Origin of the sequence: Streptomyces sp. NPDC002463, assembly GCF_042889835.1 — a bacterium.
In the GTDB taxonomy this organism is placed as follows: Bacteria; Actinomycetota; Actinomycetes; order Streptomycetales; family Streptomycetaceae; genus Streptomyces; species Streptomyces nymphaeiformis.
The window spans coordinates 316,309-329,729 of the sequence record NZ_JBIARL010000006.1 but is presented as its reverse complement, the minus strand read 5'-3'; the positions used below and the strand labels follow the sequence as shown (position 1 = coordinate 329,729).

Here is a 13,421-nt window from a genome sequence, read left to right as displayed (position 1 = left end):
GACGTGGAGCGGAGCACCTGGTGACTGACTCGACCATCATCTACACCCACACTGACGAGGCGCCTGCCCTGGCGACGTACTCGTTCCTGCCCGTGGTCCAGGCGTATGCCTCGCAGGCCGGCGTCACGGTCGAGACGCGTGACATCTCCCTCGCGGGCCGCATCATCGCCGTCTTCCCCGAGTTCCTGGAGGAGGGCCAGCGCATCGCCGACGCCCTCTCCGAGCTCGGCGACCTGGCCAAGACCCCCGGCGCCAACATCATCAAGCTGCCGAACGTCTCGGCGTCCATCCCGCAGCTCAAGGCCGCGATCGCCGAGCTCCAGGCGCAGGGCTACGCCCTCCCGGACTACCCGGACGACCCGCAGACGGACCAGGACAAGGACGTCCGCGCGCGCTACGACAAGATCAAGGGCTCGGCCGTCAACCCGGTCCTGCGCGAGGGCAACTCCGACCGCCGCGCCCCGGGCTCGGTCAAGAACTACGCGAAGACCCACCCGCACCGCATGGGCGTCTGGACCCCCGAGTCCAAGACCAACGTCGCCACGATGGGCGAGAACGACTTCGCCGCCACGGAGAAGTCCGCCGTCATCGCCGAGGACGACACCCTCCGCTTCGAGTTCACCGCCGCCGACGGCACCGTCAGCGAGCTCCGTGAGCCGCTGAAGGTCATCGCCGGCGAGGTCGTCGACGCCGCCGTCATGCGCGCCGCCGCCCTGCGCACCTTCCTCTCCGAGCAGGTCGCCCGCGCCAAGGCCGAGGGCGTGCTCTTCTCCGTGCACCTCAAGGCCACGATGATGAAGGTCTCCGACCCGATCGTCTTCGGTCACGTCGTGCGCGCCTTCTTCCCGAACACCTTCGCCAAGTACGGCGAGGTGCTCACCGCCGCCGGCCTGTCCCCGAACGACGGCCTCGGCACCGTCCTGGCCGGCCTCGACGCCATCCCGCACGGCCTCGGCGCCGAGATCAAGGCCTCCTTCGAGGCCGAGCTCGCCGAGGGCCCCGCCCTCGCGATGGTCGACTCCGACAAGGGCATCACCAACCTGCACGTGCCGTCCGACGTCATCGTCGACGCCTCGATGCCGGCCATGATCCGCACCTCCGGTCACATGTGGGGCCCGGACGGCCAGGAGGCCGACACGCTCGCGGTCCTCCCGGACCACAGCTACTCCGGCGTGTACCAGGCCGTCATCGAGGACTGCCGTGCCCACGGCGCCTTCGACCCGGCCACCATGGGCTCCGTCCCGAACGTCGGCCTCATGGCGCAGAAGGCCGAGGAGTACGGCTCCCACGACAAGACCTTCGAGATCGCCCAGGCCGGCACCGTCCGCCTCGTCGACTCCGAGGGCAACGTCGTCCTGGAGCAGGAGGTCGCCGAGGGCGACATCTTCCGCGCCTGCCAGACCAAGGACCTGCCCATCCAGGACTGGGTCAAGCTGGCCGTCACCCGTGCCCGCGCCACCGGCGCCCCGGCCGTCTTCTGGCTGGACGAGAACCGCGGCCACGACGCCCAGATCATCGCCAAGGTCAAGCAGTACCTGCCGGAGCACGACACCGAGGGCCTGGACATCCAGATCCTGTCCCCGGTCGAGGCCACCAAGTTCTCCCTGGAGCGCATCCGCCGCGGCGAGGACACCATCTCGGTCACCGGCAACGTCCTGCGCGACTACCTGACCGACCTCTTCCCGATCCTGGAGCTGGGCACCAGCGCCAAGATGCTGTCGGTCGTCCCGCTGATGGCGGGCGGCGGCCTCTTCGAGACGGGCGCCGGCGGCTCCGCCCCGAAGCACGTCCAGCAGCTCGTCAAGGAGAACTACCTCCGCTGGGACAGCCTCGGCGAGTTCTTCGCCCTGGCCGCCTCCTTCGAGCACCTCGCGACCAGCACGGGCAACACCCGCGCCCAGGTCCTCGCCGACACCCTCGACCGCGCCACCGGCACCTTCCTCAACGAGGACAAGTCGCCGACCCGTCGCCTCGGTGGTATCGACAACCGCGGCAGCCACTTCTACCTGGCCCTCTACTGGGCCCAGGAGCTGGCCGCCCAGACCGAGGACGCGGAGCTGGCCAAGGCCTTCGCCCCGCTCGCGGAGACGCTCTCCTCGAACGAGCAGAAGATCGTCGACGAGCTCGTCGCCGTCCAGGGCTCCCCGGCCGAGATCGGCGGCTACTACCAGCCCGACCCGGCCAAGGCCGCGGCCGTGATGCGCCCGTCCGCCACGTTCAACGAGGCCGTCGCGTCCCTCGCCTGACCGGCGCGAGACCCGTCGCCCGCCCCGGCGCGCGACCCGTACCGCCCCGGCCGGAACTCCTCCGGCCGGGGCGGTCCCGTCGGTGGCGCATCTCACCTCCGGGTGTGACCCTGGAGGGCATGAGCTGGGCATCTTGGACGACCGCCGGTGTCTACACCGGGCGAGGTGGGGTGCTGACCGACGAGGCCGGAGTCGTCACGGGCGATCTGACCGTCCACACGACCTGGGCCGAGCGCGAGGCACGCGTGGCCGTGCAGTACAGCGGCGCATCCGACTGGTTCACCATGTCGGGCAGTCCCGTTCCGTGCGATTCGGAGGAGGAGAGCCGCGAGCTCCACGACGCCGTCGTGGCAGCCGTCCGGGAGGGGAACGGGGCCACGGTCCCGCGCCTGCCCGTACCACCGAGATAGCAGCTGTCCCGCAGAAACCGTTATCCCTCCCACGCCCACGGATCTCCTGTCACGGGGGACTCGGACCAGGGATGAGGGAGCACATCGATGCACAGCGACGAGCGGCGCACCACCGTCCTCGTGGAGGCGGCCAGAGCGGGTGACGCGGACGCCAGGGACACACTGGTCCGCGCTCACCTGCCGCTCGTCCACAACATCGTCGGCCGGGCCCTCGACGGCCACGCCGACACGGACGACATCGTCCAGGAGACGATGGTCCGCGCCCTCGACGGCCTCACCGGCCTGCGCGACCCGTCCCGCTTCCGGTCCTGGCTCGTCGCCATCGCCATGAACGGGATACGGCGCCGCTGGCACGAACACCGGCGCGCGCCCGTGCCCGGTCTCGACCGGGCCGTGGACCTCGCCGACCCGGCCGGCGACTTCACCGAGCTCACCATCCTCCGCCTCGGCCTGTCCGGGCAGCGCCGCGACGTGGCCCGCGCCACGCGCTGGCTCGACGAGGACGACGCCGAACTCCTCGCCCTGTGGTGGCTGGAGGCCGCCGGCGAACTCACCCGCGCCGAGCTCGCCGAGGGCCTCGGCGTCAGCCCGCAGCACGCCGCCGTCCGCGTCAAGCGGATGAAGGAGCGCCTGGACACCGGTCGTGCCGTGGTCCGCGCCCTGGACGCGCTGCCGCCGTGCCCGGAACTCGCCGGCACGGTCGAGGCCTGGGACGGCCGCCCCTCCCCGCTCTGGCGCAAGCGGATAGCCCGCCACCTGCGCACCTGCACCGCCTGCACCTCCCGAGCGACCGGCCGCCGCGGCCTCGCCCCCGTCGAGGGCCTCCTCGTCGGCATCGGCCTGGTCCCACCCCTGACGGCCGCGAGCACGCTCACGGACGCACCGGCGACGGAGTGGGCCGCGCACGCGTCCGAACTGCCCGGTGCGCCGGGCACGTCCGGCACCGGGCACGTGGCCGGTGCGCCCGGCGCCGATCACGTCGGCCACATGCCGGCGCAGGCCCATGCGCCGGGGGCCGAGGGCGCGACCCACGTGCCCACGCAGGCTGACGCCTCCGCCACCGCCGGGCGGTCGGCCTCGCTGCGGCGCGCCTTCGTCGCCGGCGGTGCGGCCGTCGCCGTGCTCGGGGCGGTCGCCCTTCTCGTACCTCCACGGCCGGAGGTGCAGCTCAGGCCCGGGCGGCCGGTCGCCGCGCCTCCGGTGACGGCCGCACCGGCCACGGCCCCGCCGAGCCCGACCGCCACCACCCCCGCACCGACGACCGCCGCTCCCACACCCCGCCGTACGCCGCGCCCGACGCCCGTGCCCGACGTGGGGGAGCGGGTCACCGCGCTCGTCAACCGGCTGCGGGCCGCAGCCGGTTGCGCGCCGCTGCGGACCGATCCCCGGCTGGTCGTGGCGGCCCGGGCCTCCGCCCGCGACATGGTCGCGCGCGGCTACTACGGGCACAGAAACCCCGAGGGCGAGTTCGCGGACGCCCGGATCACCGCCGCCGGATACGACTGGAGCGCCTGGGCCGAGAACCTGGCGCGCGGCGCGACCGATCCGGAGACCGTCGTCGAGGACTGGCAGGACGGGGCCATGCACGAGGAGAACATGCTCGACTGCCGGTACCGGGACACCGGCGTGGCGTCGGTGCCCGGACCGGCCGGCCGCATCTGGGTGCAGCAACTGGCTTCCCCCTGAGGCGAGTCCTCAGCGGCGGACGCCGAAGTCCTGCACCCACCAGGGCCCGTTGGCGGCGAGGGTCACGCCGACGCCGACGTCCCTGAACGAGCAGTTGAGGATGTTCGCCCGGTGCCCGGGACTGTCCATCCAGTCCGCCATGGCCTTGGCCGGGGTCTTCGGCCCGCGGTGGATGTTCTCCCCCCAGGCCGACCACGCGTACCCCGCGCCGCTCATCCGGTCGCCCGCGTCCCGCCCCTCCGGGCTGTGGTGCTCGTAGTAGTCGCGGGCGGCCATGTCGTCGGCGTGCCCCTGGGCGGCGTTCCGCAGGTGTCCCTCGGAGCGCAGCGGTCCGCAACCGGCCTTCTCGCGCTCGGCGTTGGCCAGCTCGACGACGTCCTGCACGAACCGCGCGGCCTTCCCGGCCGCGGCCTGACCAGGTGCCGCGGCGACCTGCACCGGCACCGCCGCGACCTCGCCCGGCGCCCCGGCCGGCGTCGTGCCGGTGGCCGGCGTGGCCACGTACATCCCGGTCACCACCGTGAGCACCGCCGCCGCGGATCCGCCGAGGAGGACGGCCGTACGGAACGACGGACGGCGCGGCCCGCGCCGCCGCGCCCCGCCCGCTCTGCGGTGCCGGCCCACGGCGCGGGGCCGGTGGTCGTCGAGGCGGTCGGGGCGCGCCGGGTCCTGGACGGATTCGGTGGGGCCGGGACGGTCGTGGTGCCGCATGGAGCTCCGCTCTCTCGCCGAGGTCGCCGGGTGTTCCGGTGCCGTGAGAGCCACCGGGGGCGACGGCGGTAAGACTTTCCGGCACCGACCGCCCCGACACACCTCGTCAACGCGGCGCGTCAACCCACGTCCGAGCCTGTCAGCCCTGCGGGATCACCGCCACCGGGCAGGGCGCGAGGTGGAGCGCCGCGTGCGCGACGGAACCGATCCGCGACCCGAGGGCCCCGCGCTTCGCCCGCCGGCCGACGACGAGGAGCTGGGCGCCGCCCGAGGCGGACAGCAGCACCTCACCCGCGCTGCCCAGCTCGACGTGCTCGGCGACCGGCACGTCGGGGTACCGCTCGCGCCAGGGGGCGAGCGCCTCGCGCAGCGCCTTCTCCTCGTACGGGACGAGCCCGCCGGCCTCGTCCGCGAGCCGCATCGAGCCCGGGCTGTACGCGTACAGCGACGGCAGGCTCCAGGCGCGCACGGCCCGGACGGCCGCCCCGCGCGCGGCGGCGGTCTCGAAGGCGAAGCCGAGCGCGGCCGCGCTGTCCTCCGGGCTGCCGAGCTGGCCGACGAGCACGTGACCCGACGGCGGTTCGGCCTGCTCGCCGTCGCGGGACCGGACGGCGACGACGGGGCGGGAGGAGGCGGCGATGACCTGCTGCCCGTACGAGCCGAGCAGGAAGCCGGCGACGGCGCCGTGGCCGCGCGAGCCGATGACGAGCATCTCGGCCGTGTCCTCGGTGCCGAGCAGCGCGGAGACCGGGGTGTCGGGGAGCAGCGTGGCCGTGAGGGCGAGCTCCGGGTGGCGCTCGGCGATGGTGGCCTCGGCCTCGCGCAGGACGGCGTACGCCGCGCGCTGCTGCTCGTCGGGGTCCTGGACCAGGGGCAGGTCGAGCGGTTCCCAGCGCCAGGCGTGCGCGAGCCGTAGCGGGAGGCCCCGGTGCAGTGCCTCCCGGGCGGCCCAGCCGGCCGCGGCGAGGCTCTCGGGGGAACCGTCCACTCCTGCGACGATCTCACGACTCATCAGGCTGCCTCCGTGCGTGTCATGACGGCCCGCCCGGCGGCAGGCCCTTCTGCCTCCAGCTTGGGCCATCCGGCGCCTTGACGAGAGGGCCGGATGGCCCGACATTCCGGACCATCCGTCCTTTCGACGGGGAGGAGGCCTCCAGGGGGCTCAGGCCAGTAGCGTCAGCCGGGCGTGGGTGCCGTTGAGGTAGTGGTCCCCGATGTCGCGGAGCCGGTGGGCCGCCTGTGTGGGGGCGGTGAGCGCGCGGGCGTTGCGCCAGAAGCGGTCGAAGCCCGGCCCGCCGCCGTGGGCCTCGGCGCCGGTCGTGCCGTCGACGAGTTCCAGGATGCGGGTGGTGACGTGGACGGCCGCCCGGCCGGTGACGGTCTCGGCCGCCGCCACGAGGACGGCGATGTCGGCGCGTTCCTCCAGGCCCAGCGACCACTCGGCGAGCAGCCCCCGCGCGAGGGCGTCCGTCGCCCGCTCCACCACCGCCGCGGCGGCGTGCGCGGCCGTCGCCAGCTCCCCGTAGGCGAGCAGGAGGTACGGGTCGTCCCCGGCGTCCGCAGGCGGGCCTCCCGCGCGGTCGGCGCCGGCGGGTCCCGCGTGTCCGGCGCGGCTGATGTCCCGGGCCTCGGCGAGCGCGCCCTCGGCGATGCCGAGTCCGACCTGGACGAGGAGCAGCCGCAGGGCGAGCGGCGCGAGGGTGGTGAAGGGCGCGACGGAGTGCTCGTCGTGCGGGAGGGTGCCGAGGACGTGCGCGGCGTCCACCGGGACCCGGTCGAAGGTGACGGTGCCGGCTCCGGCGAGGCGTTGACCGACCCGGTCCGCGGCGGCTTCCGTGAACACCCCCGGGTGGGCGGGGTCCACGAGGAGGACGAGCAGTTCGCCGGTGCCGCCGGGCCGTGCGCCGACGACGAGCCGGTCGGCGACCGTCACGCCGGAGACGAAGGCGCGCTGCCCGTCGAGGATCCAGCCGCCGCCGGGGCCGTCGGCGGGGGTGAGCGTGAGGCCGGGGCCGGACTCGCCGCGCGGCGGCTCGACGCCGCCGGCGAGCAGCCAGCTCTCCTCGGCCGTCCGCACGTCGAGGGCGAGCGCGTCGCCGGCGTCGGGCCCGGAGCCGAAGAAGCGGCTGCTCCAGGACAGCGCGTAGTGGTGGGCGAGGAGTTCGCCGACCGAGCTGTCGGCGGCGGAGATCTCCCGTACGACGGCACAGGCGGCCCGCCAGTCGGCGCCCCGCCGGGTCGGTCCCGGCGCCGTGAGGAGTGCGGGCAGTCCCGCCTCCTGGAGGCGCGCGACCTCGTCGAAGGGGGCCTTGCCGGCCCGGTCCCTGCTGAGGGCGTCGACGGCGAGGTCGTCGGCGAGCTCGCGGGTGACGCGGGGCCAGATCTCGTCGTCGGCGGGCCGCTCGACGGGCCGGCCGGGCGGTGCGGAGGCGGTGCGTATCGCTGGTCTCTTCGGCGATTTCCTCGGCGTACTCACGTCACCTCACCTGATCCCTAGTATCCCCACTGGAATAGTAGGGATACTGACAGAGGCGACCGCGCGGCCCCAAGGGGCGTCCACAGGCTGGACAAGGTCGTATCGATCGTCGAGACGGCGTCAGGTTCGCGCAGGTGGCGGGAGGTCGACCGCGCCGGTCAGGGGTTGGTCCACGCCTCCGGGTCGTCCGCGAGCGCGACGATCCCGGCCGGCAGCTTCGCCGCCGCGAGCTCCGCGAGGGACACCCCGAGGACGCCGCGGACGCTCGCCCGCAGCGCGATCCACAGCGTCAGCAGCGACTCGGCGGGACCCGTGTACGACAGGTCCGGCGGCCGCTCCCCCCGCACGGAGACCAGCGGGCCCTCCACGCAGCGGATGACGTCCGCGACGGAGATCGTCGCGGCCGGCCGGGCCAGCCAGTACCCGCCGTTGCCGCCGCGCTGGCTCTGCACCAGACCGCCCCTGCGCATGTCGCCGAGGATGCCCTCCAGGAACTTGTGCGAGATGTCCTGGTCCGCCGCGATGGCCTCGGCCTTCAGCGGCCCCGCGTCCTCGGCGGCGGCGAGCTGGAGGGCGGCCCGCACCGCGTAGTCGGCCCTGGCTGAAATGCGCATGCGCGCATTATTCCGCACGGCCGCGCCCCGATCCGTGCGCCGGACTCCCGGCGCGCGTGCGGCGGCTCGGCCGTGCGCGTGCGGCGGCTCGCACCGCTCGTGAGCGGGGGTCCGTACCGCTCGTGAGCTATCCGCGCCGAGCCGTATCGAGCCGTGAGACGCCCCGTCCCGCACTCTTGACGTCCCCTGTGGCCCGCCGGACACTCGGGGACGGGAAACCGAGCGAACAGGTAGGAAAACCATGGGACGCACCGGCCGGAGGGACACCTCGCCCGCCGCTCCCCTCCCGCGCTCGCTGCCCCTCACCTCCCGCCGGCACATCGATCTGCTGCGGGTATGCAGCGCGGCGAGTCGCCGTCCCCGCGCGGGCGTTCGCCCCGAGCGCTGAACCGCCCGCCCCGGTCCGCCCGTCTCCTCTTCCCGTACCTCTGCCGCCCCGGCCCCGCCCGGCCGCCGTGTCGCCCCGTCGCGACCGGAGCCGTCGCGCGCCGCCCGGCCCGGCACCGAGCACCCCCAAGGGAGAACCATGTCCTTCGTCGTCCCGTCCTCGCTCCTGCCCGCCTCCGTCGCCGTGCCCGTCTTCCGGGGCCGCATCGGCCGCGACGCGAGCAGCGGCCACTACGCCGTCCCGCACCGCTACCGCCTCCACGTCGACCCGGCCGACCCCCGGTGTCTGGGCATCGCCCTCACCCACAGCCTCCTCGGACTCGACGACACGCTCCCGCTCGCCGTGCTCCCCGGCACCCCCGACACGCCCGACGGCGGGTACGCGGCGCTCCGCCCGCTGTACGAGGCGAGCGCCCACCTCTACACCGGCCCGGCCGCCGCCCCCGTCCTCAGCGACGGATGGACCGGACGGATCGTCAGCACCCACGTCCCCGACATCCTCCGCGACCTCGCCCTGCGCTTCCGCGGCGACGGCCCCGAGCTGCTGCCCGAGGCACACCGCGACACCATCGACGCGATCGCCGACCTGTGCGAGCGGAGCGTCAACCGGGCCGCCCAGCGCGCCGGCGAACTCGGTCTCGACGACGCCTCCGCCCACCGCGACCCGCTCACCGTCCTCTTCGCGGCGCTCGGCTCCCTCGAACGCCGCCTCGCCCACCACCCGTACGTCCTCGGCGACGCCCCCACCGCCGCCGACGTGCACGTCTGGGTCACCCTCGTCCAGCTCGACACCGTGCACCGCTGGCACCTCGACGCCGCCGCCATGGACCGGGTCGCCGCCCACCCCGCGCTGTGGGCCTACGCCCAGCGCCTCGCCGCCCGCGCCGAGTTCGCCCGCCACCTCGACATCGACGCCCTGCTGCGCCGCCACCGCGCCCACTGCCGGGGCCGCGAGGCCGCGGGCGCCGCGATACGTCTCGTCGACTGGTCCGCCGCCCGCTGACCGGACCGGCGCCTGCCGCCTGCGGGGTCCGTCAGCCGATGCGGTGCCCCGCCAGCGGGGCCGTGTCGTCGCCCGCACCCGCGCGGACCCCGCGCAGGAACGCCTCCAGGGCGTCGAGCGAGCTCGAAGCCGGCTCCCAGCCCAGCTCCCGCCGGGCCCGCTCGGTGGCGAGCAGCGGCAGGTGCCGCAGCGCGTCGAAGAGCCCCGGGGAGGCCGGGACGAGCCGCAGCCGCCAGGCCGCCGACAGGGCACCCCGTACCGCGCCGGCGGGCACCTTCACCGGCTTGGCGTTCAGCAGCCCGCCCAGCGTCGGGCCGTCGATCACCGGCTCGGCGGCGAGGTTGAACGCGCCCCGGACGTCATGCAGGAGTGCCCTGCGGTAGGCGTCCGCCGCGTCCTCGGTGTGCAGGACCTGGAACCGCAGCCCCTGGAACTCCGGGAGCAGCGGCAGCAGTTCGGGCCGCATCAGCTGACCGGGGAAGAACCGCCCCGCGAAGATCCGCCGCTGCCCGCTCGCCGACTCCTCCTTGAAGAGGAAGGCCGGACGCATCCGCACCACCCGGGTCAGCGGATGATCCCGCTCGAAGGTGTCGAGGACCCGCTCCAGATAGGCCTTCTCCCGGGTGTACGCGGCGCCCGGCCAGCCGTGCGTCGGCCAGGACTCGGACACCGGGGCGCCGCCCTCGGGCCCCGGGGAGTACGCGCCCACCGAGGAGGCGTACACCAGGACCGGCACCCGCGCCGCCGCCACCGCGTCGAAGACGCGCACCGAGCCCAGGACGTTGGTCCGCCAGGTCTCCACCGGGTCATGGGTCGGCCCGAACCGCCATGCCAGGTGCACCACCGCGTCCGCGTCCGCCACGTACTGCGCGAGCCGCGGTTCGTCCCCCTCATGGGAGAGATCCAGCTCGGCCCACTCCACCCCGGGGAGGTCGAGGCCCGGCCGGCGACGGGCGATGCCGAGGACGGAGCCGACACCCGGTTCACGGGCCAGGAGCCGGACCAGGCTCGTGCCGACGTTGCCGGTGGCGCCCGTGACGACGACGCGCGAAAGCGTGCTCGGGTTCATGTCTCCGACCCTCTGTCATGGGCGGCGGAACCGCATTCCGGCAGCCGCCCCAGGCCACGCCGGTCACGCAGCGTGTCCGTATCGGTCGCGGGCGTGGCCGACGACCGGGAATATGGAGCGACTCAGGAGACAGGAGAAACGGCCATGCTGCTGCCCGACAGGAACACCGTCGACCGGCTGCTCCGGCACTTCCGCGCCCAGGAGCGCACCGTGCTGGACAGGCCGTGCGACCTGTCGGCCCGCCGGCGCTTCGAGGACACGGCGTACACCCTCTGCGTACTGATGGGGGTGCGCACCGCCGGAGAGGCCGTCCTCGCCGCGGAGCGGTACGTCACGACGCAGAAGAGCAGGAATCGAGAAGCATGGCCCCCGTGCCGCCAGTAGCGTGACAGCCATGAACGCGAAGGCTGGAGACACGATGAGCAAGGCCCCGAGGGCGGACGAGCAGGCGTCCGCGCCCCACGCCGCCGACCGGCACGACCTGATCCGCGTGCACGGCGCGCGCGAGAACAACCTCAAGGACGTGAGCATCGAGATCCCGAAGCGCCGCCTCACGGTCTTCACCGGCGTCTCCGGCTCGGGCAAGAGCTCCCTCGTGTTCGACACGATCGCCGCCGAGTCGCAGCGGCTGATCAACGAGACGTACAGCTCCTTCGTGCAGGGCTTCATGCCGACGCTCGCCCGCCCCGAGGTCGACGTCCTCGAAGGCCTGACGACCGCGATCATCGTCGACCAGCAGCGCCTCGGCGCCGACCCCCGCTCCACCGTCGGCACCGCCACCGACGCCAACGCGATGCTGCGGATCCTCTTCAGCCGCCTCGGCGAGCCGCACGTCGGCCCGCCCAGCGCCTACGCCTTCAACGTCCCCTCGGTCCGGGCCAGCGGCGCGATCACCGTCGAGCGCGGCAGCAAGAAGACCGAGAAGGCGACCTTCGAGCGCACCGGCGGCATGTGCCCGGGCTGCGAGGGCCGGGGCACGGTCTCCGACATCGACCTCACCCAGCTCTACGACGACACCAAGTCGCTCGCCGAGGGCGCGCTCACCATCCCCGGCTACACCCCCGGCGGCTGGAACTACCGGCTCTACAGCGAGTCCGGCTTCGTCGACCAGGACAAGCCGATCCGCAGGTACACCAAGAAGGAACTCGCGGACTTCCTCCACCACGAGCCGGTCCGGATGAAGATCGCCGGCATCAACATGACCTACGAGGGCCTGATCCCGCGCATCCAGAAGTCCTTCCTGGCCAAGGACAAGGAGGGCATGCAGCCCCACATCCGGGCCTTCGTCGAGAGGGCCGTCACCTTCACCACCTGCCCCGAGTGCGAGGGCACGCGGCTCAGCGAAGGAGCCAGGGCCTCGAAGATCGAGCGGATCAGCATCGCCGACGCCTGCGCCATGCAGATCAGCGACCTCGCCGCCTGGGTCCGCGGACTCGACGATCCTTCGGTGGCGCCGCTGCTCACCGCGCTCCAGCTGACCCTCGACTCCTTCGTCGAGATCGGCCTCGGCTACCTCTCCCTGGACCGGCCGTCCGGCACGCTGTCGGGCGGCGAGGCCCAGCGCGTCAAGATGATCCGCCACCTCGGGTCCTCGCTCACCGATGTCACGTACGTCTTCGACGAGCCCACCATCGGCCTGCACCCGCACGACATCCGGCGGATGAACGACCTGCTGCTCCAGCTGCGGGACAAGGGCAACACGGTTCTCGTCGTGGAGCACAAGCCGGAGGCCATCGCGATCGCCGACCACGTCGTCGACCTCGGCCCCGGCGCCGGCACGGCCGGCGGCACCGTCTGCTTCGAGGGCACCGTGGACGGTCTGCGCGCCGCCGACACCGTCACCGGCCGCCACCTCGACGACCGGGCCGCCGTCAAGGAGTCCGTGCGCAGGCCCACCGGGGCCCTGAAGATCCGCGGCGCGTCCACGCACAACCTCCGCGACGTCGACGTCGACATCCCGCTCGGGGTGCTCACCGTCATCACCGGCGTCGCCGGCTCCGGCAAGAGCTCCCTCGTGCACGGCTCGATCCCCGCCGGCGAGGAGGTCGTCTCCGTCGACCAGGCCGCGATCCGCGGCTCCCGGCGCAGCAACCCCGCCACGTACACCGGACTGCTCGACCCGATCCGCAAGGCCTTCGCCAAGGCCAACGGCGTGAAGCCCGCGCTGTTCAGCGCCAACTCCGAGGGCGCCTGCCCCACCTGCAACGGCGCGGGCGTCATCTACACCGACCTCGGGATGATGGCCGGCGTCTCCTCCACCTGCGAGGACTGCGAGGGCAAGCGGTTCCAGCCCTCCGTGCTCGAATACCTCCTCGGCGGCCGGGACATCAGCGAGGTGCTCGCGATGCCCGTGACCGAGGCCGCGGAGTTCTTCGCCTCCGGCGAGGCGCACACCCCGGCCGCGCAGCGCATCCTCGCCCGGCTCGCCGACGTCGGCCTCGGCTACCTGAGCCTCGGCCAGCCGCTCACCACGCTCTCCGGCGGCGAACGGCAGCGGCTCAAGCTGGCCACGCACATGGCCGACGAGGGCGGCGTCTACGTCCTCGACGAGCCGACCACCGGCCTCCACCTCGCCGACGTCGAGCAGCTCCTCGGCCTCCTCGACCGGCTCGTGGACTCCGGCAAGTCCGTCATCGTCGTCGAGCACCACCAGGCGGTCATGGCGCACGCCGACTGGATCATCGACCTGGGCCCCGGCGCGGGCCACGACGGCGGAAAGATCGTCTTCGAGGGCACCCCCGCCGACCTCGTCGCGACCCGATCGACCCTCACGGGGGAGCACCTGGCGGAGTACGTCGGCGCCTGACCGGACGGGCACG

11 protein-coding genes are annotated in these 13,421 nt (G+C 73.8%); 6 read left to right on the top strand and 5 right to left on the bottom strand.

The annotated features are described in order from the left end of the window. Nucleotides 1-20: 20 nt before the first annotated feature. The 3 genes from ACFYX3_RS15525 to ACFYX3_RS15515 all read left to right on the top strand — a co-directional run bounded on the left by ACFYX3_RS15525 (nt 21) and on the right by ACFYX3_RS15515 (nt 4,342). A complete protein-coding gene (locus tag ACFYX3_RS15525; RefSeq protein ID WP_382657694.1) occupies nt 21-2,246 on the top strand; it encodes an NADP-dependent isocitrate dehydrogenase in 2,226 nt (741 codons plus the stop codon). Between the two features lie 119 nt (nt 2,247-2,365). Then, the gene (locus ACFYX3_RS15520) at nt 2,366-2,656 is read left to right on the top strand and encodes a hypothetical protein (protein ID WP_359517245.1); all 291 of its coding nucleotides are present in this window, start codon (nt 2,366-2,368) and stop codon (nt 2,654-2,656) included. Between the two features lie 87 nt (nt 2,657-2,743). Then, nucleotides 2,744-4,342 carry a sigma-70 family RNA polymerase sigma factor gene (locus ACFYX3_RS15515; protein WP_389013086.1) on the top strand — a complete coding sequence of 533 codons (1,599 nt, stop codon included), beginning with the start codon at nt 2,744-2,746 and terminating at the stop codon, nt 4,340-4,342. A gap of 9 nt (nt 4,343-4,351) precedes the next feature. Here ACFYX3_RS15515 and ACFYX3_RS15510 read toward each other — a convergent pair whose 3' ends face one another. The 4 genes from ACFYX3_RS15510 to ACFYX3_RS15495 form a co-directional block, all read right to left on the bottom strand. Further along, nucleotides 4,352-5,053, bottom strand: a complete 702-nt coding sequence (locus tag ACFYX3_RS15510; protein WP_389013083.1) for a CAP domain-containing protein — start codon at nt 5,051-5,053, stop codon at nt 4,352-4,354. Nucleotides 5,054-5,192: 139 nt separating this feature from the next. Continuing rightward, on the bottom strand, nt 5,193-6,065 hold the full coding sequence (locus tag ACFYX3_RS15505) for a universal stress protein (protein ID WP_376590922.1): 873 nt from the start codon (nt 6,063-6,065) through the stop codon (nt 5,193-5,195). A 150-nt stretch (nt 6,066-6,215) separates the two neighbouring features. After that, the gene (locus ACFYX3_RS15500) at nt 6,216-7,529 is read right to left on the bottom strand and encodes an acyl-CoA dehydrogenase family protein (RefSeq protein WP_389013079.1); all 1,314 of its coding nucleotides are present in this window, start codon (nt 7,527-7,529) and stop codon (nt 6,216-6,218) included. A gap of 158 nt (nt 7,530-7,687) precedes the next feature. After that, nucleotides 7,688-8,143 carry an RrF2 family transcriptional regulator gene (locus ACFYX3_RS15495; protein WP_376590918.1) on the bottom strand — a complete coding sequence of 152 codons (456 nt, stop codon included), beginning with the start codon at nt 8,141-8,143 and terminating at the stop codon, nt 7,688-7,690. Nucleotides 8,144-8,669: 526 nt separating this feature from the next. Here ACFYX3_RS15495 and ACFYX3_RS15490 point away from each other — a divergent pair. Beyond that, nucleotides 8,670-9,533: a glutathione S-transferase C-terminal domain-containing protein gene (locus ACFYX3_RS15490; protein WP_376590916.1), complete on the top strand. Its 864-nt coding sequence runs from the start codon at nt 8,670-8,672 to the stop codon at nt 9,531-9,533. A 31-nt stretch (nt 9,534-9,564) separates the two neighbouring features. On the opposite strand, the gene ACFYX3_RS15485 is transcribed toward ACFYX3_RS15490, so the two are convergent. Then, nucleotides 9,565-10,602: an NAD-dependent epimerase/dehydratase family protein gene (locus tag ACFYX3_RS15485; RefSeq protein ID WP_382657678.1), complete on the bottom strand. Its 1,038-nt coding sequence runs from the start codon at nt 10,600-10,602 to the stop codon at nt 9,565-9,567. A gap of 144 nt (nt 10,603-10,746) precedes the next feature. Here ACFYX3_RS15485 and ACFYX3_RS15480 point away from each other — a divergent pair, with 144 nt between their 5' ends. Both ACFYX3_RS15480 and ACFYX3_RS15475 read left to right on the top strand, forming a co-directional pair. Beyond that, nucleotides 10,747-10,986 carry a DUF5133 domain-containing protein gene (locus ACFYX3_RS15480; protein ID WP_359517257.1) on the top strand — a complete coding sequence of 80 codons (240 nt, stop codon included), beginning with the start codon at nt 10,747-10,749 and terminating at the stop codon, nt 10,984-10,986. Between the two features lie 34 nt (nt 10,987-11,020). Next, nucleotides 11,021-13,408 (top strand): ATP-binding cassette domain-containing protein, encoded by a 2,388-nt coding sequence (locus ACFYX3_RS15475; protein WP_389013231.1) that lies wholly within the window; start codon nt 11,021-11,023, stop codon nt 13,406-13,408. Nucleotides 13,409-13,421 lie beyond the last annotated feature (13 nt).